Annotated in this window: 18 protein-coding genes; 15 read left to right on the forward strand and 3 right to left on the reverse strand. The window is 65.2% G+C overall.

Features of this window, described 5'->3' with window-relative positions:
* The first annotated feature begins 3 nt into the window (after window positions 1–3).
* The 7 genes from AAYO93_RS00685 to AAYO93_RS00715 all read left to right on the forward strand — a co-directional run bounded on the left by AAYO93_RS00685 (window position 4) and on the right by AAYO93_RS00715 (window position 6,807).
* Window positions 4–1,035 carry a LacI family DNA-binding transcriptional regulator gene (locus tag AAYO93_RS00685; protein ID WP_345763108.1) on the forward strand — a complete coding sequence of 344 codons (1,032 nt, stop codon included), beginning with the start codon at window positions 4–6 and terminating at the stop codon, window positions 1,033–1,035.
* A 277-nt stretch (window positions 1,036–1,312) separates the two neighbouring features.
* Window positions 1,313–2,689, forward strand: coding sequence for an ABC transporter substrate-binding protein (locus AAYO93_RS00690; RefSeq protein WP_345763109.1), 1,377 nt, complete (start codon window positions 1,313–1,315; stop codon window positions 2,687–2,689).
* Window positions 2,686–3,621 (forward strand): carbohydrate ABC transporter permease, encoded by a 936-nt coding sequence (locus tag AAYO93_RS00695; protein ID WP_345763110.1) that lies wholly within the window; start codon window positions 2,686–2,688, stop codon window positions 3,619–3,621. Before AAYO93_RS00690 ends, AAYO93_RS00695 begins: the two co-directional genes overlap by 4 nt.
* A complete protein-coding gene (locus AAYO93_RS00700; protein WP_345763111.1) occupies window positions 3,621–4,409 on the forward strand; it encodes a carbohydrate ABC transporter permease in 789 nt (262 codons plus the stop codon). The genes AAYO93_RS00695 and AAYO93_RS00700 overlap by 1 nt, the downstream gene beginning before the upstream one ends.
* A gap of 18 nt (window positions 4,410–4,427) precedes the next feature.
* Window positions 4,428–4,784, forward strand: coding sequence for a tautomerase family protein (locus AAYO93_RS00705; RefSeq protein WP_345763112.1), 357 nt, complete (start codon window positions 4,428–4,430; stop codon window positions 4,782–4,784).
* Window positions 4,781–5,863, forward strand: coding sequence for an NAD-dependent epimerase/dehydratase family protein (locus AAYO93_RS00710; RefSeq protein ID WP_345763113.1), 1,083 nt, complete (start codon window positions 4,781–4,783; stop codon window positions 5,861–5,863). Before AAYO93_RS00705 ends, AAYO93_RS00710 begins: the two co-directional genes overlap by 4 nt.
* Entirely contained in the window at window positions 5,860–6,807 is a 948-nt protein-coding gene (locus tag AAYO93_RS00715; RefSeq protein WP_345763114.1) for an aldo/keto reductase, read from the forward strand. The genes AAYO93_RS00710 and AAYO93_RS00715 overlap by 4 nt, the downstream gene beginning before the upstream one ends.
* Before the next feature lie 10 nt (window positions 6,808–6,817).
* On the opposite strand, the gene AAYO93_RS00720 is transcribed toward AAYO93_RS00715, so the two are convergent.
* From AAYO93_RS00720 to AAYO93_RS00730, 3 genes are all read right to left on the reverse strand, one after another.
* A complete protein-coding gene (locus AAYO93_RS00720; protein ID WP_345763115.1) occupies window positions 6,818–7,642 on the reverse strand; it encodes an oxidoreductase in 825 nt (274 codons plus the stop codon).
* 14 nt (window positions 7,643–7,656) lie between these two features.
* Entirely contained in the window at window positions 7,657–8,478 is an 822-nt protein-coding gene (locus tag AAYO93_RS00725; protein ID WP_345763116.1) for an FUSC family protein, read from the reverse strand.
* Window positions 8,479–8,886: 408 nt separating this feature from the next.
* Window positions 8,887–9,474, reverse strand: coding sequence for a TetR/AcrR family transcriptional regulator (locus AAYO93_RS00730; RefSeq protein ID WP_345763117.1), 588 nt, complete (start codon window positions 9,472–9,474; stop codon window positions 8,887–8,889).
* 83 nt (window positions 9,475–9,557) lie between these two features.
* Between AAYO93_RS00730 and AAYO93_RS00735 the strand changes: the two genes are divergently transcribed.
* The 8 genes from AAYO93_RS00735 (at window position 9,558) to AAYO93_RS00770 (ending at window position 19,660) form a co-directional block, all read left to right on the forward strand.
* The gene (locus AAYO93_RS00735; protein ID WP_345763118.1) at window positions 9,558–10,502 is read left to right on the forward strand and encodes an aldo/keto reductase; all 945 of its coding nucleotides are present in this window, start codon (window positions 9,558–9,560) and stop codon (window positions 10,500–10,502) included.
* A gap of 114 nt (window positions 10,503–10,616) precedes the next feature.
* The gene (locus AAYO93_RS00740; RefSeq protein WP_345763119.1) at window positions 10,617–10,985 is read left to right on the forward strand and encodes a hypothetical protein; all 369 of its coding nucleotides are present in this window, start codon (window positions 10,617–10,619) and stop codon (window positions 10,983–10,985) included.
* Window positions 10,986–11,092: 107 nt separating this feature from the next.
* Window positions 11,093–12,085, forward strand: coding sequence for a LacI family DNA-binding transcriptional regulator (locus AAYO93_RS00745; RefSeq protein WP_345763120.1), 993 nt, complete (start codon window positions 11,093–11,095; stop codon window positions 12,083–12,085).
* Window positions 12,086–12,219: 134 nt separating this feature from the next.
* Window positions 12,220–14,322: a beta-galactosidase gene (locus tag AAYO93_RS00750; RefSeq protein ID WP_345763121.1), complete on the forward strand. Its 2,103-nt coding sequence runs from the start codon at window positions 12,220–12,222 to the stop codon at window positions 14,320–14,322.
* Window positions 14,323–14,350: 28 nt separating this feature from the next.
* Entirely contained in the window at window positions 14,351–15,709 is a 1,359-nt protein-coding gene (locus AAYO93_RS00755) for an extracellular solute-binding protein (RefSeq protein ID WP_345763122.1), read from the forward strand.
* Between the two features lie 69 nt (window positions 15,710–15,778).
* Window positions 15,779–16,732, forward strand: a complete 954-nt coding sequence (locus AAYO93_RS00760; protein WP_345763123.1) for a carbohydrate ABC transporter permease — start codon at window positions 15,779–15,781, stop codon at window positions 16,730–16,732.
* On the forward strand, window positions 16,725–17,666 hold the full coding sequence (locus tag AAYO93_RS00765) for a carbohydrate ABC transporter permease (RefSeq protein WP_345763124.1): 942 nt from the start codon (window positions 16,725–16,727) through the stop codon (window positions 17,664–17,666). The genes AAYO93_RS00760 and AAYO93_RS00765 overlap by 8 nt, the downstream gene beginning before the upstream one ends.
* The gene (locus tag AAYO93_RS00770; RefSeq protein ID WP_345763125.1) at window positions 17,663–19,660 is read left to right on the forward strand and encodes a beta-galactosidase; all 1,998 of its coding nucleotides are present in this window, start codon (window positions 17,663–17,665) and stop codon (window positions 19,658–19,660) included. Before AAYO93_RS00765 ends, AAYO93_RS00770 begins: the two co-directional genes overlap by 4 nt.
* Window positions 19,661–19,682 lie beyond the last annotated feature (22 nt).

Here is a 19,682-nt window from a genome sequence, read left to right on the forward strand (position 1 = left end):
CCCATGAGAAACGACGCCACCGGCGAAGCGCCGCCGACGCGAGCCACGCTTTCGGAGGTCGCGTCGCTCGCGAAGGTGTCGGTGGCCACCGTCTCCAAGGTCCTCAACGGACGCACCGGGGTCTCGGACGAGACGCGCAGGCGGATCGAATCCCTCCTCGATGAGCGCAACTACAACCGCAGGCTCACCGCGCAGAGTTCCGCGCCGCTCATCGATGTGCTCTGCTACGAGATCGACAGTCCATTCGGCGGCGCCGCGATCGTCGGCATCGAGCGCGTCGCGCGCGAGCAGGGCATCGGGATGGTCGTCACGAGCACAGAGGAATCGCACCTACCGGGCTCGAAATGGGTCGACGGTGTGCTGCGCAGGCAGCCGCTCGGCATCATCCTCGTGGCGGCTCTGCTGCCGGAGAAGGACAAGGCGCGACTGCGGAGCCGGGCGATCCCGATCGTCATGATCGACCCCTACGGCGCGCAGGCGACGGATGCGCCGTCCATCGGTTCGGCCGACTGGAACGGTGGATTCCTCGCCACCCGGCACCTCATCGAACTCGGGCACGAGCGCATCGCCATCGTCACCGGCCCGAGCAGCATGATGGCCTCCACCGCGCGACTCTCCGGCTACCGCGCTGCGCTCGATGGAGCCGGGATCCCGGTTCGCCCTGAGTACATCCGCCCGGGCAACTTCCACCGTGAAGACGGCGTCTCCGAGGGGCGCGAACTGCTCACCTCGGCCGAGCCTCCGACTGCGATCTTCGCCTCGAGCGACCTCCAGGCACTCGGCGTCTACGAGGCTGCCCGAACACTCGGCCTCCACGTGCCCGACGACCTTTCGGTGGTCGGCTACGACGATCTCGCCATCGCGCAGTGGGCCGGTCCGCCGATGACCACGGTGCGCGTTCCTCTGGGTGAGATGGCCGAGCAGGCCACGCACCTGGTGACCAGGTTGCGCGACGAGCCTGAGCTCGCTTTCAGTCGCGTCGAGATGGCGACGTCGCTCGTCGTGCGCGAGAGTACCGCCTCTCCTCGCGCCTGACATCACCCGGGGTCCTTCGTCCCATCGCGGCCTCCAGCGAGCGCCCACGAAAGGGTCCTCTCGCGTTCTCGTAACGAAACGTTTCCAATTCAACTGTAAAACTTGACTTCCGTTTTCTCTCGCCTTACATTCGTCCACAGTGGTACGGCTCGCCGCAGGGCGCGCCATGAAGACGACGAGGTCACACGCGGACCTCGCCTCCCTTCGATTCCGCCGGGTCCCCTGGCCCGGCGCTCACCCGGACACGTTGGTGTGTCCGCGACGCAAGAGGACTGACATGCGATTCAGATTCACATCGAAGACAGCGCTTCGGTCGATCGCCGCTCTGGCTGTGGCAGGTCTGGCAGGTATGGGCCTCGCCGCCTGCTCCAGTTCCAGTCAAGGCGAGGCTGGCTCGGCGACGAGCGGAACGATCAATTGGTGGGGCTGGACCCCGACCAACACGGACGAGGCCAAAGAGTTCATCGCCGCGTTCAACAAGAAATACCCGGACATCAAGGTCAACTTCAAGCTGATCGGCATCTCGGACTATCAGGCCGCCATGCGGCCGGCCCTCTCCTCGAACGCCGGGCCGGACGTCTTCGACCTTCAGCCCGGCGCGTACGTGCAGCAGTTCGGCACCTACGCGAAGGACCTCACCCCGGTTGCCGAGAAGGCACTCGGCAGCGACTGGCAGTCGAAGATCGCGAAGATCGCAGTCGACGGCCTCACCGCGAAAGGCAAACTGACCGCCCTGCCGATCGGTTCCTCCTACGCCGGCTCGCTCTGGTACAACGCCGAGCTCTTCAAGAAGTACAACCTCCAGCCGCCGAAGACGCTTGACGAATGGAAGCAGGTCTGCAAGACCCTCCAGAGCAATGGTCAGGGATGCTTCGCGCAAGGTGCATCCCAGGAGGGCTTCGACCAGGACACTCTGCAGGCCATCTCGAACTCGGTCGAGCCCGGCTACTGGACGAAGGCATCCAAGGGAGACGCGAAGTGGGACTCTCCCCAGATCGTGAAGACCCTGTCGATCTGGAAAGACCTGTTCGACAGCGGCATCATGCAGAAGGGGGCGTTGGGGGCCCAGCAGTACCCCGACATCAACAACGCCTTCCTCACCGGCAAGTACGCGATGGTCATGATGGGCAGCTGGTACACCCAGTACGCGACCGAGGCTGCGATGACCCAGGCGATCTCAGCCGCGGGTGTCGCGGGGGCCAAACCGTTCGCCATCCTTCCGCTCCAGTTCCCTGACGTGGCAGGCAAGGGCAACACGAGCGAGATGTTCGGCGATGCCGACTACGGTCTCGCGGTCGCGACCAAGTCCAAACACACTGCGGCGGCAGAGGCCTTCGTGCAGTGGATGGCGACGAGCCAGGAGGGCCAGCAGGTCGTGGCGAACCGGCTGGACACGACGCCGGTGCTGAAGGGCGTGGCACCCGACTTCTCAACCATCAAGTTCGTCGACTCGGCGACCCAGTCGGATCCGGTGAACAGCTATCTCGCGGGCACAGCTGCCATCAATGAGCCCCGGTTCGCCCTCCTGAACGCAGACATCGAGAACGCCTTCCTCGCGGCGGCGCAATCGGTGGGAAGCGGGAGCGCGACACCCGAGCAGGCTGCGAAGACGCTGCAACAGGCCGCTGACGCGGCGAAAGCTGCGAACGGATGACGGTCACCACCCCTCGGGTGGACAGCGCGGTCGGCTCGACGAGCCGGCCGCGCCGCCACCCTCGCCGTATCCAGGCGCCCGGTCTGCCGTGGATCGTGCCCGCTCTCGTTCTCAGCGCCGGGCTCATCTACTACTGCATCGGGTACACCGGGTTCCTGTCGACGCTCAACTGGGACGGCGCGAGCCCCGACCCGGAGTCCATCGGACTGAAGAACTATGCGAACCTCGTCAGTGACCCGGTGTTCTGGAAGGCGATCTGGCACACGGTCTCGTTCTTCATCGTCACGTTCCTGGTCCAGACGGCCATCGGCGTGCTGTTCGCGGTCATCATGCACTCCCGCATCCGGCTGGCCGTGGTCTACAAGGTCATCATCTTCGTGCCCGTCGTGCTCGCTCCGGCCATCATGGCGCCGGTCTTCCGGCAGATCTTCGCCGCAGACGGACAGCTCAACTGGGTGCTCAGCCACATAGGCCTCGGCTTCCTCGCGCAGCCGTGGATCGGCCAGGAGTCGACGGCGCTGCCCGTGATCATGGCGATCACGATCTGGCAGTGGACGGGACTCACGTTCGTGCTCTACTACGCCGCTATGAGCCAGATCGACCAGTCGCTTCTCGAGGCGGCCCGCATCGACGGAGCAGGGAACATCCGGACACTCACTGCGATCATCTGGCCCAGCCTGCGCGGTACCACGCTGGCCCTCGGCATCCTCAGCGCCATCGGAGCCCTGAAGACGTTCGATGTGCCGTGGCTGGTGACCATCGCCGGACCGAACAACGCGACGCAGTTCCTCGGGACGTACATCTATCAGATGACGATCCAGCTGGCGCACGTCGGTTACGGGGCCGCGCTGTCCATCGTCCTTCTCGTCATCGCGCTCGTGATGGCGATCGTCCTCCAGGTCGCAGGGCGCGAGAAGCCGGGAGGCCGCTGATGTTCGAGGTCCGCAGATGGTGGAGCAAGGGCCTGCTGCAGTTGCTCGCGACGGTGCTCGTCCTCCCATACCTCTTCCCGCTCGTCGCGATGGTGCAGGGCTCGTTCGCCGGCGACGGCTGGGGCAACTATCGCGATGTGCTCCAGGTTCCGGGCTTCTTCCGATTCTTCCTGAACAGCGCGATCATCGCGGCGGGCGTCATCGTGCTCGTCTACGCCGTGACGATGCTCGCCGCCTACGGGTTCTCCAAACTGCACATCCGGTTCAGGGAGGTGTACTTCTGGATGCTCCTGGCGTGCCTCACCCTCCCGGAGGTCGTGCTTCTCACCCCGCTGTTCACCACCACCCAGGCGCTCGGCCTGTCCGACACCTATTGGTCGGTCATCCTGCCTTTGGCGGCATTGCAGGTGCCGTTCGCCGTGCTCCTGACGCGCAACTTCATCAACGGGCTGCCTGACGAGATGTTCGAGGCCGCCCGCGTGGACGGGGCGTCGTCGATGCGCGGTTTCATCCACCTGATCGTCCCGCTGACGCGGCCCATCGCGGCCGCGGTGCTCATCTTCACGCTGATCGGCGCGTGGAACGACTACCTGATGCCCTTGGTCTTCCTTCAGTCGCAGGACATGCAGACCATCACCCTCGTGCCGCAGTTCTTCGTCGGCGAGTTCAGCAACGACCAGACCAAGATCCTGGCTTCCGCGGTGCTCACCGCCATCCCCGAGATCGTCGCATACCTGTGTCTGCAGGGCATGTTCGAGCGCGGCCTCTCGGCCGGCGCCATCAAGTGACCAACCCCAAGGAGTGAAATGCCACTGATCCAAGTCGACCTCGACCGCAGCCTCTATGAGTCCTCGCACGACGCGATCGGCAGGGCGATCCACGACGCGCAGATCGAGGCGCTCGGCATCCCCGCTGACGACCGGTTCCAGGTGTTCCGGCCCCGCGAAGAAGGCGAATTGAAGTTCGACCCGGCCTACAACGGAGTCGCACGAGACAGTCTGGTGCTCATTCAGATCACGGCGGTGCACATGTATCCGGTCGCCGTGAAGCGCAAGCTGTTCGAGACGATCGCTGCCAAGCTCGGCCCACTGGGCATCCACGCCGAGGACCTGCTCATCTCGCTGGTCGAGAACGGTTTCGAAGACTGGTTCGCGGGCCGATGAGCGCCGCAGAGATGCTCCGCTTCGATGGAGCGCCGCTGCGTGTGTTGTTCCTTGGAGGCACGGGGACGATCAGCGCTTCGAGCGTGCGGCTCGCGGCGGCGCACGGTATGGCGGTCACCGTGCTGAACCGCGGGGCGAACACCGCCGGGCGCTCCTTGCCGGACGAGGTGGAGCAGGTGACCGGAAACGCCGCAGACGACGCGTCGCTGCGCGCCGCCATCGGCGACCGTACCTTCGACGCGGTCGTCAACTTCCTGTCGTACGACGAGGATGACGTCGCCCGCTGGGTTGCGCTGTTCAGCGGTCGCACGCACCAGTACGTGCACATCAGTTCCGCATCGATCTACTCCAAGCCGGTGATGGTCACGCCGATCACCGAATCGACACCGACCGGACCCAACCCGCCTCTCCCATACGCGACCGCCAAGTGGCGCGCCGAGCTCGCCCTGTCGAGAGCGCACCGCGAGCACGGATTCCCGGTCACGGTGATCCGGCCCTCGCACACCTACGACGACGCGAACCCTCCGCTGCCGGGTGGGTGGAGCGTCGTCGACCGCATCGCGCGTGGCGCCGAGATCCCGGTGCACGGCGATGGCACATCGCTGTGGACACTCACCCACGCCGAGGACTTCGCAGTGGGTCTCGTCGGGTTGCTGGGCAGTGCCCGAGCGATCGGTGAGACGTTCCACATCACAGGGGACGACGTACTGACCTGGGACCAGATCTACACACTCTTCGCGACGGCCCTGGGCGTGGAGCCGAAGCTCGTGCACGTTCCGAGCGAACTCTTTCCCGTCGTCGCTCCCGAGTGGTTCTGGTCGGGTGAGTTCGTCGGTGACCTCGGCCATTCGGCCGTCTTCGACAACAGCAAGATCGGCCGCTTCGTGCCCGGCTTCGCGCCTCGGCTGACGTTCGAGCGGGCGGTGCGGCGGATGCTCGACTGGCGCGCCGCGCATCCCGAGTCGACGCAGGGGGATGCGCAGACCGAAGAGGTGCTCGACCGTATCGTCGACGCGTACCACGCCGGGCGGAACGCCTTCGCCGATCGTGCGCCGGCCCTCATGGAGGCCGTGCGGTGAGTCTCGACGTCCATCCTCTCGGGTCGACGGGGCTCGTGGTCACCGAGTTGTGCATGGGAACGAGCCCCCTCGCGAGCATGCCGCGGCTGTACGGCTACGACGTGACGGACGATCGGGCGATTGCGACCATCGAGGCCGTTCTCGGCAGCGACATCCGGTTCATCGACACATCGAACGGATACGGCGAGCACGGTGAGGCCGAGAACCGGATCGGCCGCGCCCTTGCGGCACACATCGGTGGTCGCGAAGACCTCGTCCTCGCGACCAAGGTCGACCCCGACCCGCTCACCGGGGACTTCTCCGGCAAGCGGGTGCTGGACTCGTACCGCGAGAGTCTCGATCGACTCGGCGTCGACCGGGTGCCGCTGCTCTACCTGCACGACCCGGAGCGCATCCGATTCGAGGAGGGTGTCGCGACCGGCGGGCCGGTGGAGGCGCTCGTGCGACTTCGCGACGAGGGGCGAGTCGATCACATCGGCGTCGCAGGCGGGCCGGTGGACCTGATGGACCTTTACCTCGGTACGGGCGAGTTCGAGGTGGTCCTGAGCCACAACCGGTATACCTTGCTCGACCGTTCGGCGAAGGAGCTTTTCCGATCGGCGCGGGACCGGGGGATCGGGGTCGTGAACGCGGCGCCGTACGGAGGGGGGATGCTCGCAAAAGGGGCCGACGTGCAGGCGAAATACGGATACGGCGAACGTGACGACGGGATCGCCGAAGCAGCCCGCGCGATGGTGGCCGCGTGCGCCCGCTACGACGTTCCCCTGGCCGCGGCGGCTCTCCAGTTCTCGCTCCGCGCGCCGTTCGTGGACTCCACGGTCGTTGGCATGTCTTCGCCCGAACGCGTCGAGCAGACGGTTCAGTACGTGGCGCAGGAGATTCCCGATGATCTGTGGGCGGAGCTGGAGACGCTCGTACCTTCATCCGAACACTGGCTGAACTGACCGGTTCCGTTCACGTGTCGAAGTCGGTGCTTCGGCTGACGGCTTCCCACTGATCGATGAGGTCGAGCCTCTTGTGGAGCGACGCGCGGTACATCTCGAATGCGTCGCTGCCGAGAAGAAGGAATCCGGGATCACTGGCGTTGTCGACGACCCGAAGGATGGTCTCTGCGGCTTTCTGAGGATCGCCCTTGGCGGGTGCGTTGACGACGTTCTCGATCCGCCGCTTTCCTGCCGTACCGGCGTAGTCGTCGATGACCGTCGACGATTGTGTCAGGGAGCGGCCGGCGAAATCGGTGGCGAATCCGCCTGGCTCGATGACCATGGCGGTGATGCCGAGTGGTTCGAGTTCTCCGCGGAGCGCGCCGGTCATCCCATCGATTGCGGCCTTGGCCGCCGCGTAGTAGCCGGAACCAACGGGTGTGTAGGTCGCGGCAATGGAGGAGAAGTTGACGATCGTGCCGCTGCGCCGGGCACGCATGCCCGGCAACACCGCTTTGATCATCGCGGCGGAACCGAAGAAGTGCGTATCGAAGAGTCTGCGGACATCGGCCTCGTTGCCTTCCTCGATCGCGGCCCGATAGCCGTAGCCCGCGTTGTTGATCAGGACGTCGACGCCTCCGAAAACGTCCTCGGCCTCGGCGACTGCCGCCGCGATCTGTTCAGGGTCGGTGACGTCCAGCGTCAACGCCAGCACGTGGTCGTTTCCTTCAGCGAGATCGGCGACCTTCGATCGGTCGCGTGCTGTCGCAGCGACGTTGTGTCCTGCCGCGATGGCGGCTTCGGCGAGGGCGCGACCGATGCCGGTCGAGCATCCGGTGATGAGCCAGGTAGTCATTGATGTTCCTTCGTTCAGGTACCAATACCAGTGAACTCCACGGACCCGATTGCCGGGAGGTTCCGGTCACGAGCGAGGTATTCGCGCCAGATAGCGCGTGGCGATAAGGACGACAAGCGAGACGGCGACGCGAGGATCGTCTCGATCACCCGATCCCGTAGCAGTTGATTCAACGGCTGAGGTGCACCCAGTTGCACAAGGATCATGGCCATCGGGGTGATGGCTGTCACGGCGATCCCGTAGTTCCTCGCGACGAAGAGCTCGGTGACGACCTGAAGGAAAGCGACGAGGAGCACCAGGATCCACGCCGCCGGGTTGACCGCCAGCACAATCGCTGCGATCCCGATGCCGACCAGTGTGCCGGCCACGCGAAGGAAGGCGCGGGCGGCGTTGACGGCGAGCGTGGATCCGACCAGTGGGACCGTGGCTGAGACGGCCGCCCAGTATGAGTGTCCGATACCGAGTGCAGTCGCGAGGGTCCCGGCGGCGAGAGGGCCGGCGATGTAAGCGGTCAGCGCTTGTCGGCCGTTCGGCGACAGCCTCTTCACGGCGGCTGCCGTACTGTGCTGCTCGTGGGTGAGAGTGCCGGCTCGAAACGGCCGCCCGACTTGCCCGAGTGCGATTCCGAAAAGGGCGGAGCCGAGGGCGATCAGTGTCCCGATGAGCAACGCCTGCCACACGTGCGAGTACGACGAGAGCGTTCCGGCCGCGAAGACCATGAACAGGGACGGAACCGGCATCCACCCGAACCGCCTGGCGAGAACGAAACCGAATCCGCTCAGTGCGGCCATCACGATCACGGCAGCATAGCTGGCCGGTGCCAGGATGCCGATCAAGGTTCCGAGAAAGACGGAGCCCCCCCATGCACAGACCCACTCCGCACTGGTCGCGAAGGCGTTTTCCATAGTCGGCGGAGCGGCTGTGGATGGCGCTCATAGCGCCGAACGCAGCAAACGCGGTCCACTCCTGCTGGGAGAACGCGACGAGCAGAGCCAGCGGAACGGTGACAGCGATCGCGACGCGGGCGGCCGGCCAGTGAGCACGGTCGTGAGGTCGGATGGAGATGATCTCACTCCACGCTTCACGGAAGAAGCGGGACGAAGCTCGGCCGGTCACCATTCGAGTATCCGCCCCTCGCGGGATTCGCAGCGTCAGTCGCGACGCCCGCCGTTCACAATTCAGGAGTTTGTGTGACGGGCGAGGTTAGCCCGAGCACGCGTCACGGTGACCCAGCGACGTGGGCCTCAGCGGGTGCGGGGGCGCAGCGCGTCGATGAGCAGTGCGCGGAGGCGGGCGGGCTGGTCGGAGGTCCCGCTCGTCGGATTGGTCAGGAAGACGCCTACGAGGAGCGCCGTCACATCATCGGGGACGACGTCATCACGAAAGACCCCGGCCTCGGCGCCCGCGGCCAGGATCGTTCCGATTGCCGCGGTGATCCGTTCGCGCGTCGTGGGGGTCGCAATGCGCCCGGATGCCCAGCCCGCGCGAAGCGTGTCGAGCATCCCGCGCTTCGTCGCCACGAATTCGGCATACCCTTTCATCCACTCGTCGAGGGCGACATCGGGTGGAAACGCTTCGACGAGAGTCTGCGCACTCGACGTCACGTCGTCGAGTTCGGCTGAATATACGGCCTCCACCAGCGACTCGCGAGTCGGGAAATGGCGGTAGAGGGTGCCGATGCCGACACCTGCGGCGCGGGCGATGTCTTCGAGTGGAACCTGGTCGTCGGCGGCGGCGAACGACGAACGCGCGACCGCGAGCAGGGTGTCGCGGTTGCGGACCGCATCCTTTCGAAGCGGACGCACGGCGGGTGGCGATGACTCGATACTCAAAGCGGAGGTTCCTCCGTTAATGCTACTCTCGGTAGAGCGGAGGTTCCTCCGCTTTCGCTATCATCGCATGAGATGGAGTCGTAATGACCATGCCCGGTCTCCCTTCTTCGCCCACCACGGCATCCGGTGCCCCTCGCGCCGGCGGCGCCGGCCGCCTCGGCGGCGCCACCGTCTCCCGCATCGGCTTCGGCGCGATGCAGCTCGAACGCCTCCACGGCGACCCGGATGCCGCTGTCGCGCTGCTTCGACGCGCGGTCGAGCTGGGAGTCGACCATGTCGACACCGCCGAGTTCTACGGCGACGGGGCCGTGAACGCATTCATTGCGGATGCGTTTTCGCCGGCCGACGGCGTCACGATCGTCAGCAAAGTGGGCGCGACCCCCAACCCGCAAGGGCCGGTCTCCCTTCGCCTCGCCCAGCGACCGGACGAACTGCGGGCGAGCGTCGAAGACAATCTGAGAAGCCTGGCGGTCGACCGGATCGACATCGTGAATCTGAGGCGCACCGATTCGGGGCCCGGCCTCCGTGCAGAAGGCGACCAGGTGGTCGATCTCGACGACCAGCTCGCGGCGATGACCGCGATGCGCGACGAAGGCAAGGTCGGCGCGATCGGGTTGAGCAGCGTCAGCCTCGACGTTGTACAGCGGGCGCTCCCGGCAGGCATCGTCTGCGTGCAGAACGCGTACAGCCTCGTCTCGCGAGACGACGACGAGTTGCTCGAATTCTGCGTGGCGCACGATATCGCCTGGGTCCCGTTCTTTCCGCTGGGGAGCGCGTTCGCGCACCTGCCCAAGGTGACCGACGAGCCGGCAGTGATCGCAGTCGCCGAGCGACTCGGGTACTCCTCATCGCAGGTCGGACTCGCCTGGCTGTTGCATCGCGCGCCGAACATCCTGCTCATCCCCGGAACGGCGGACGCCGCCCACCTCGAAGCGAACGTCGCGACCGGGCAGGTGGTTCTCGACGAGGAATCGCTCGAGTCGCTCGGGGAGGTTCCTTCGCGGTCCGGAAGCGTTTCGCTGAGCTGAGCGCCACGCTCGGCGCGCGAGGGGCTGCCGCATTTTCCGTGTACTGACAGTCACTCCCTCGGGCGCAGGGGACCGGCCCACCGCTCAAAGTATGAACTGTCGACCGGCTACCGGTTGATCGACACGGCGACCGCGTATGCCAACGAGGGCGGTGTCGGCGACGCTATCCGCGACGTCGATGGATCGTCGTCGACGCAGGTGAAGGCGGGTGAGGATGTTCGGATCCTGATCACGGCCGACTCGCCCGACCGGGGGTTGCCCATCGCGACTCTCGCCACAGACTTGACCGGTGCCGGGTTGCTCGGCGACCCGATCGCTGTCACCCCTGCGCCTCACGTGTCGATCGCTCAGCAATCCCGGTTCGACCGGCCCGGAACGTACTTCATCGCGGCCGGGGTCACCGCGCAAGGCGGTCTCGACGCGGGAGTGGCTGTTGGTCGCGGCCACAACATCGCGCGGGCAGATGTCACGGTGACCGAGTGACGGTTGCCGCATTGCCGAAAAACGGGAATGGTCGGGGGTGAGGCGCGTCTCGTTGCGGCATAGCCCGTCTGTGACGGTTTCGAAACCACTGTGAGACACTACATTCCATGAGGCGTGCCACCATCTATGACGTGGCCCGTCAGGCGGGTGTCTCGCATCAGACGGTGACCAGATTCCTCAACGGGTTCGAGGGGATTCGCCCCGAGACGCGTGAAAAAGTTCAGGCGGCTCTCGCTGAGTTGAATTACCGTCCGAACGGCGCCGCGCGCTGGTTGAGGTCGCGACAGTCGAACAGGATCGGTGTTCTCGCTCACCGCATGGAGCTTTCGGGTCCGGGCCGCATAATCGTGGGCGCGAACGCCGCGGCGCGCAGCCGTGGGTTCGTGCTCGACATCGCGTCGATGGACGGCGAAGACGCCGCCTCGGTCGATGCCGCTCTCGATCTGGTGATGGAGCACCAGATCGCCGGCGTGTTCGCTACGGCACAGACTGATGTTGTGCGGGCGGCGGTCGCAAACCGCGCCATCGACATCCCGATCGCCATCGACTCCGGCGAGGGTCTGGCCTCGGCGGGCGATAATCCGCGCGCGCACCCGGGCCTGCTGGCGGCTGCGCACCTGGCCGAGCTCGGTCATCGACGGGTTGCGTTCGTGAACGGGCCGAGCATGTGGATCGCTTCGGGGGAGCGTCGGACGGGGTTCCTCGACGAGGTGGCCGCGCGTGGTCTCGAGCTGGTGTGGGAAACGGAAGGCGACTGGTCTGCCGAGTCGGGCTACCGCGCGTCGCGGGAGCTCCCAGAGGATGTGACGGCGGTCGCGCTTGCAAATGACAGCATGGCGATCGGTTTCATCTTCGGTCTCGCCGAGCGAGGCATCCGGGTGCCCGAGGGCGTCAGTGTGATCGGGATGGACGACTCCCCCGAGTCGCGTTTCCACCTGCCATCGCTGTCGACCATCCGCCTCGACTTCGAGGGGGAGGGTGCGTACCTGATGAATGTTCTCATCGCGAACATCGAGGGCGAAAGCGTCGCCGACGTCCCTGGCTACGAACTGCCTGAGCTTGTAGCTCGCGGTTCCACTGCGCCCATCGCTGCAAAATAACCATCTGGTCACGACCCTTGTGCCAGTGTCGCAAGGCTGTGTAGCGTGACAGTCATCCAAAATGTTGTCGACAACATTGCTCGCCCAGGCTTGGAATGTTGTCGACAACAGCGAAATCTCGCAGAAGGTCGACGATGACTCAGATCCCTCAGTTCTCTGGTGTGCTCTTCGGAGCTGCCTACTACGCCGAGTACCAGGAAGAGGGGACGCTCGATCGTGACCTCGACCTGATGGTGGAGGCGGGATTCACTGTCATCCGGGTGGGCGAGTCGGTCTGGTCGACGTGGGAGCCGCGAAACGGTGAGTTCGACCTGGACTGGCTGCAGCCGGTGTTGGACGGGGCGCACGCGAGGGGCATCTCAGTCGTCCTCGGCACGCCGACGTACGCGATCCCGCCGTGGTTGCAGACGTTGCACCCCGAGATCGCCGCCATCGCCGCCGACGGCCACCCGATCGGATGGGGAGCGCGTCAGGAGATGGACCAGTCGATCCCCGTCTACCGCTGGTACGCCGAACGGATCATCCGCAAAGTCATCGCGCGCTACGCCGATCATCCGGCCGTGATCGGTTACCAGGTCGACAACGAGCCCGGCAACAACCTGGCGCACAACGAAACCACCTTCCAGGCGTTCGTCGCCTGGCTGCGCGCCCGCTACGGCACAGTCGAGCGCCTCAACGAGGAGTGGGGTCTCGTCTACTGGTCGCACCGGATAGCCGAATGGTCCGAACTCTGGCGACCGGGCGGCAACCTGATGCCGCAGTACCAGCTCGAGTGGAGGCGCTTCCAGGGCGAGCAGGCCACCGATCTGATCGCGTGGCAGGCCGGGATCGTCCGCGAGTATGCTCGCGACGAGCAGTTCGTCACGACCTGCATCTCGTACTCGCGGCCGCAGATCTCGGATGACGAGCTCGCCGCCTCGCTTGATATCACCGCGGGCAACCCGTACTACTTGATGCAGGACGGACTCTCCGCCGATGTGGATCTTCCCCGACGGGTCGAATGGTGGCATTCAGGTCCGTGGGCGCTGTTCCAGTGGGGCGACCGGGCTTTCTCTTCGGCGCAGGAGCGATTTCTTGTCACCGAGACGAACGCTCAGTCGATCGGGGGTCCGTGGCAGAACCAGCCGCCGTATCCGGGTCAGATCAAGCAGGCCGCGTTCGCCCTGATCAGCCGAGGCGCCCGCATGATCGAGTACTGGCACTGGCACACCCTGCACTTCGGCGTCGAGACGTATTGGGGCGGCATCCTTCCGCACAGCCAGCGGCCCGGTCGCATCTATCACGAGGTGGCGGAACTCGGGGCAAGCCTCAAACGTATCGGGGGAGCGCTCGACGACTTCGATCCCGACGCGGACGTCCTGATTCTCTACTCGACTGACACAAAATGGTCGTTCGACTTCTTCCCGCCCCTTGCGACGGAAGACGGCGAACCGGACCGGCGCTCGTACGCGCACATCGTCGATGCCTTCTACCGCGGCTTGAGCGAGGTGGGCGCTCAGGTGCGCGTTCAGCACACCCGCCAGTTCGTCGAGCAGGATGCGGCCGCGCTCGTAGCGCGCTATCCGGTCCTCGTTGCCGCGGCGGAATATGTGGCCGATGATGCCACTCTCGATGCGCTTCGCGCTTATGCTGAGGCCGGCGGGCACCTCGTACTCGGCATCCGTACTGGTTACGGCGACGAGCTCGCGCGCGCCCGTCGTGGCGTTGCCCCCGACCGCCTGCACGACGCGGCCGGGGTCTGGTACGACGAGTACAGCAACCTAGCCGAGCCCCTCGCTGTGACAGCGGCTGGCGTCGGCTTCGAACTCGAGCCCGGTTCACAGGCGACCGCCTGGCTCGATGTGCTGAACGTCGACACCGCGGAAGTCCTGGTCGAGTACGAGCCGACCGAGCTCGGGGCGAGCGCCGCGATCACTTCGGCTGCGTTCGGGGCGGGCCGGATAACGTATATCGGCACCGTTCCCAACCGGCCTCTCGCGCGCAGTATCGCCCGCTGGCTGGTGCCGTCCACCGCATCCGGGTACTGGCGTACGGAACTTCCGGTCACGGTCAGTACCGGCCGATCCGGCGACCACTCGGTCGTCTTCGTGCACAACTGGTCGGCAACGACGCACTCGGTGACCGTACCCGACGACTGCACCCACATCGAAACCGGTGAGCCAATCGCTGCCGGATTCCGTTTCATCCTCGAACCGCGCGATGTCGCCGTGTTCGAGGTCACCGGTTCACACGCGTGACCGGATCACCAAGAGAAAGAGAACGCTCATGAGGAAGAAAGCACCGAGAAAAGCGGTCGTGCTTGGCACCGGCCTCCTGGCTGTCGCCCTCGCGCTGACCGGATGCACGGGTGGCGGCGGAACGTCGAATACAACGACCAAGCCGGTATCGCAGTCTGAGATCGACAAGGCGATGACGACACCGACCACGCTCACGTTCTGGACCTGGGTTCCGAACATCAAGGACGAGGTCGCCCTCTTCGAGAAGAAGTACCCGGCGATCAAGGTCGATGTCGAGAACGTCGGTCAGGGAGCTCCGCACTACCAGAAACTGCGTACCGCGCTGAAGGCGGGCAAGGGCGCCCCGGATGTGGCGCAGATGGAGTTCCAGTACATCTCGTCGTTCACGGTGACCGACAGTCTGCTCGATCTCACTCCGTATGGCGCGTCCAGCCTGGGCAGCGAGTACGTGCCCTGGGTATGGAACCAGGTCAAGCAGAACAACGGGGTCTATGCCATCCCGCAGGACTCAGGCCCGATGGGCAACCTGTACCGCAAGGACATCCTCGACAAGGCCGGCATCGCCACACCGCCGACGACGTGGGATGAATACGCTGCGGATGCTGCGACGGTGAAGAACAAGACCGGCGTGTACATGTCTGACCTTGCCTCGAGCCAGGCCGGCCAGATGCTCGGACTGCTGTGGCAGGCCGGCGTCAAACCCTTCGGATATGACGGAAGCAAGGGCGTGAAGGTCGACGTCAACAGTGCGGAGGCGAAGAAGGTCGCGTCGTACTGGCAGGGCCTGATCCAGAAGGGATACGTCTCGACCGACCCCGACTTCACCGACAGCTGGTACCAGGGTCTGGCCAACGGCAAGTACGCCGGATGGCTGACCGCGGCGTGGGCTCCCGTCTTCCTGCAGGGCACGGCGGCGAAGACCTCTGGTCTCTGGCGCGCCGCCCCGCTGCCGCAGACCCCCGGCACGAAGGCAGCATCCGGCAACTGGGGTGGATCGTCCGACGCCGTTCTGAAGACGACGAAGAATCCGATCGCCGCCTACGAACTCGCCAAGTTCATCAACAACGACCCTGAGTCCACGCTCATGTTCGCGAACAAGCAGTTCCTGTTCCCGACACTGAACGCGACGTTGAAGGATCCTGCGTTCGTCGACCAGGCGGCTCCGTTCTACGGCGGCCAGAAGGTGAACGCCCTGTTCGCGAACATTTCGACCACCGTCGACACGAAGTTCGACTGGCTGCCCTACATGGACTATGCCTACTCGAGCTATACCGAGACGATGGGCAAGGCGCTCGCGGCGAAGGGCGATCTCTCTGCCGGGCTCGACGCCTGGCAGAAGGCTCTCGTCACCTACGGGACCCAGCAGGGGTTCTCCGTCAACAAGTAAGACCTGGGGGTGGCGGGCACCGACTACCCGCCACCCCGCAGCGCACCTGGCCGAACAAGGGAGTTCATCATGACCCAGTCCGTCGCACCTGCCTCGGTGCAGGCGCGTGAGCACGCTCAGCAGCAACGGCCGAAGCGCAGTGCGAACAAACGACGGCTGAACATCGCCGCATACCTGTTCGTGGCGCCCTTCATGATCGTCTTCGTCGTGATGCTGCTGCTGCCGCTGTTCTACGCCGGATATCTCAGCTTGTTCACGACGCAGCTCATCGGTGGCCAGACCTTCGCCTGGTTCGCAAACTACGTGAGGGCGTTCACCGATCCCGACTTCCTCGCCGGTATCGGACGCATGGCCCTGTTCCTGGTCATCCAGGTGCCGATCATGCTGGCGCTCTCGCTGTTCTTCGCGCTGGCACTCGACAGCGGAAGGGTACGTGGGTCCGTAGCGCTCCGGCTGCTGATCTTCCTGCCGTTCGCTGTTCCCGGCGTGGTCGCCACGTTGATGTGGGGTTACCTCTACGGCAATGACTTCGGTCCCATCGCCCAGACGTTCCGGGCCATCGGGCTCGCAGCGCCCGACCTTCTGAGCGACCAGAACATGCTCGGCTCGATGATGAACATCGTCACCTGGGCTTTCGTCGGCTACAACATGATCATCATGTACGCCGCCCTGCGCTCCATCCCGACGGAGCTCTTCGAGGCTGCGGAGATCGATGGGGCCAGTCAATGGCGGGTGGCGTGGAGCATCAAGATCCCTGGCATCCGGCCGGCGATCATCCTGACCGTGATCTTCTCGATCATCGGCACCTTCCAGCTGTTCAACGAGCCCAGCCTTCTGCACTCGCTCGCACCCAACGTCATCGACAACGGATACACGCCCAACTACTACGCGTACAACCTCGCGTTCACCAACCAGGACGTCAACTACGCCGCGGCCATCGCCTTCCTGCTCGGGATCGTGATCGCCGTCGTGTCCTACGTCGTGCAACTTTCGGCCCAGCGGAGGGAGACCCGCAATGACTGAGACAGCAACGGACCAGATCGTGTCCACGCCCGGGGCGGCTGCCCCCAGACGGCGCGGCAGGCGCGGCGACACCCGGGGCTACGCCCGCGAGAGTCAGCGCAGCACACTCCTGACGGTGCTCTTGTGGATCTGTGCGCTCTACTTCCTGCTGCCGATCGTGTGGCTGTTCATCGCGTCGACCAAGAACAACGGCGATCTGTTCAGCACTTTCGGTTTCGCATTCGGGCGTTCGTTCGATCTGTTCACCAACATCGGAGCGGTGTTCACGACGCAGAACGGCATCTACCTCCAGTGGGCGCTCAACACCCTGATCTACGCCGTGGTGGCTGCGATCGGTGCCTCGCTCCTCGCGACGATGGCTGGGTATGCCTTCGCCAAATACAAGTTCCCCGGGGCGCTGGTCATGTTCAGCATCGTGCTGGGCGCGATCATGATCCCGCTGACAGCGCTCGCCCTTCCGACCTATCTGATGTTCAGCCAGATCGGGATCACGAACACCCCGGCCGCTGTCATCGTGCCGTCGCTGGTGAGTCCGTTCGGCGTGTTCCTGATGCGTGTCTATGCCGCGGACGCGATCCCGGATTCGATGATCGAGGCCGGACGGGTAGACGGGGCCGGGGAGTTCCGCATCTTCTGGCAGGTGGGAATCCGGCTGCTCGGGCCAGGAATCGTCACCGTCTTCCTGTTCGCGTTGGTCGGCACGTGGAACAACTATTTCCTTCCGCTGATCATGCTCAACAGCTCCAGCCTGTACCCCCTCACGGTCGGTCTCGCCCAGTTGCAGGCGACGAGCGCCGCCGGGGGAGGTTCGCAGGCGCTGTTCTCGGTCGTCATCACGGGGTCGCTCGTCTCGATCATCCCGCTGGTCATCGCGTTCCTCTTCCTGCAACGCTATTGGACGACCGGACTTGCGAGCGGGAGTGTGAAGGAATGAGCGTGTTCTGGTATGGCGGGGATTACAACCCGGAGCAGTGGCCGGCCGAGGTCTGGCGCGACGATGTGCGGCTGATGAACCGAGCCGGTGTGAACCTGGCGTCGGTCGGCATCTTCTCCTGGGCGCGCATCGAGCCGCGTGAAGGCGAGTTCGACTTCGCCTGGCTCGACGAGGTGCTCGACCTGTTGCATGCGGGAGGGGTGCGCGTCGACCTGGCCACGGCCACAGCGTCACCGCCTCCGTGGCTGGCGATCGCGCATCCGGAGATCCTGCCCGTCACCGAGAACGGGGTGACGCTGTCGTCGGGGAGCCGGCAGGCCTACTGCCCGAGCTCGCCGGTGTACCGGCGCTACGCAGCTCGTCTCGTCGAGGCGATCGTAGAGCGATACGCTGACCATCCGGCGCTGGAGCTGTGGCATGTCAACAACGAATACGGATGCCACGTCAGCCATTGCTACTGCGACACGTCGGCCGCCGCGTTTCGTGACTGGCTGGAATCGAAGTACGGCACGATCGAGTCGCTCAACGATGCCTGGGGCACCGCCTTCTGGTCGCAGCACTACGCGGCCTTCGACGAGATCCTGCCCCCGCGTGCAGCCCCGACGTTCAAGAACCCTACCCAGGTGCTCGACTTCGATCGATTCAGCTCCGACGAACTGCTGGAATGCTACCGGGCTGAGGCAGCGATCATTCGCCGTGCCTCGTCCGTACCGATCACGACCAACTTCATGGGATTCTTCAAGCACGCGGACTACTGGAAGTGGGCGCAGGAAGTCGACATCGTGTCCGATGACTCCTATCCCGACCCGGCCGACCCGCAATCGCCGGTCTACGGCGCCATGCAACGCGATCTGATGCGCTCGCTTGGTGGCGGAAAACCCTGGCTGCTGATGGAGCAGTCGCCTGGAGCGGTCAACTGGAGGGAACGCAACGCTGCGAAGCTTCCTGGCCAGATGCGAGCGTGGTCGTACCAGTGCATCGGGCGCGGCGCCGACGGCATCCTCTTCTTCCAGTGGCGACAGGCGGTCGCCGGCGCAGAAAAGTTCCATGCGGGGATGGTGCCGCACGGCGGGACGGACACACGGGTCTTTCGCGAGGTCGAACAGCTCGGCGCGGAGTTGCGTGCGCTCTCCGAGATCGACGACCTGCTCGGCACCACCGTGGACGCGTCCGTCGCGATCGTCTTCGACTGGGACTCCTGGCGGGCCGTGGAACAGCAGGCCTCACCCACGGCGGTCAGCTACATCGCCGGGGTGTTCAGCTGGTATCGGGCCCTTGCTTCTGCCGGAGCGATGGTCGACTTCGTTCAGCCGTCCGATGATCTCACCGCCCGTCGAGTGGTCGTCGTGCCGTCGTTGTTCGTTGCCGACGACGAGCAACTGGTCGCGCTCGACGCCTACGCGGCCGGCGGCGGAACGCTGGTCATCGGGTATCTCACGGCCATCGTCGACCCCGACCTGCACGTGCGGACGGGCGGGTATCTCGGCGCGCTCCGCGAGACACTCGGGGTCTGGATCGAGGAGTTCGCACCGCCGGCGTCCCCTGACCTCGCAGCCACGGGTGGAGGGACTCCGCGCGCGCTGGCGGTGCGAGGCGACCTCATCGGCGGGCTGGGAGCGGCATCGTTGTGGGGCGAATACGTCCGTGTCGATGCGGCCAGTGTTGACGCCGTCTTCGAGGGAGGCGCGCTGCACGGCCAGCCGGCCGTCACCCACCACGATCGCGGAGCAGGAACTGCCTGGTACGTCGCGACGCAACTCGACGACGCGCCACTCGGTGCCCTCGTCGACACGATCCTCGCCGCCGCGGGAGTGGATCTCCTGCCGAAGGTGACAGGGGTCGAGTTCATGCGTCGTGGAAACCACCTGCTGGCGATCAACCATTCTGCTGGGGCTGTCGTGCTCGATGTGTTCGGCACTGACATTCTCACCGGCGTGCGGGCTTCAGGGCTGACGCTCGCTCCTCAGGGCGTCGCCGTCGTGTCGGCGGGGTGAGTAGAACATCCGAACTCGGGAC

It is taken from the genome of Diaminobutyricibacter sp. McL0608, from assembly GCF_039613825.1.
Taxonomy (GTDB): domain Bacteria; phylum Actinomycetota; class Actinomycetes; order Actinomycetales; family Microbacteriaceae; genus Diaminobutyricibacter.

Bases quoted from the DNA above. Each gene is read 5' to 3' on its own strand.
- AAYO93_RS00685 (WP_345763108.1), top strand. From the start codon at position 4: ATGAGAAACGACGCCACCGGCGAAGCGCCGCCGACGCGAGCCACGCTT.
- AAYO93_RS00690 (WP_345763109.1), top strand. From the start codon at position 1,313: ATGCGATTCAGATTCACATCGAAGACAGCGCTTCGGTCGATCGCCGCT.
- AAYO93_RS00695 (WP_345763110.1), top strand. From the start codon at position 2,686: ATGACGGTCACCACCCCTCGGGTGGACAGCGCGGTCGGCTCGACGAGC.
- AAYO93_RS00700 (WP_345763111.1), top strand. From the start codon at position 3,621: ATGTTCGAGGTCCGCAGATGGTGGAGCAAGGGCCTGCTGCAGTTGCTC.
- AAYO93_RS00705 (WP_345763112.1), top strand. From the start codon at position 4,428: ATGCCACTGATCCAAGTCGACCTCGACCGCAGCCTCTATGAGTCCTCG.
- AAYO93_RS00710 (WP_345763113.1), top strand. From the start codon at position 4,781: ATGAGCGCCGCAGAGATGCTCCGCTTCGATGGAGCGCCGCTGCGTGTG.
- AAYO93_RS00720 (WP_345763115.1), bottom strand. From the start codon at position 7,642: ATGACTACCTGGCTCATCACCGGATGCTCGACCGGCATCGGTCGCGCC.
- AAYO93_RS00735 (WP_345763118.1), top strand. From the start codon at position 9,558: ATGACCATGCCCGGTCTCCCTTCTTCGCCCACCACGGCATCCGGTGCC.
- AAYO93_RS00745 (WP_345763120.1), top strand. From the start codon at position 11,093: ATGAGGCGTGCCACCATCTATGACGTGGCCCGTCAGGCGGGTGTCTCG.
- AAYO93_RS00750 (WP_345763121.1), top strand. From the start codon at position 12,220: ATGACTCAGATCCCTCAGTTCTCTGGTGTGCTCTTCGGAGCTGCCTAC.
- AAYO93_RS00755 (WP_345763122.1), top strand. From the start codon at position 14,351: ATGAGGAAGAAAGCACCGAGAAAAGCGGTCGTGCTTGGCACCGGCCTC.
- AAYO93_RS00760 (WP_345763123.1), top strand. From the start codon at position 15,779: ATGACCCAGTCCGTCGCACCTGCCTCGGTGCAGGCGCGTGAGCACGCT.
- AAYO93_RS00765 (WP_345763124.1), top strand. From the start codon at position 16,725: ATGACTGAGACAGCAACGGACCAGATCGTGTCCACGCCCGGGGCGGCT.
- AAYO93_RS00770 (WP_345763125.1), top strand. From the start codon at position 17,663: ATGAGCGTGTTCTGGTATGGCGGGGATTACAACCCGGAGCAGTGGCCG.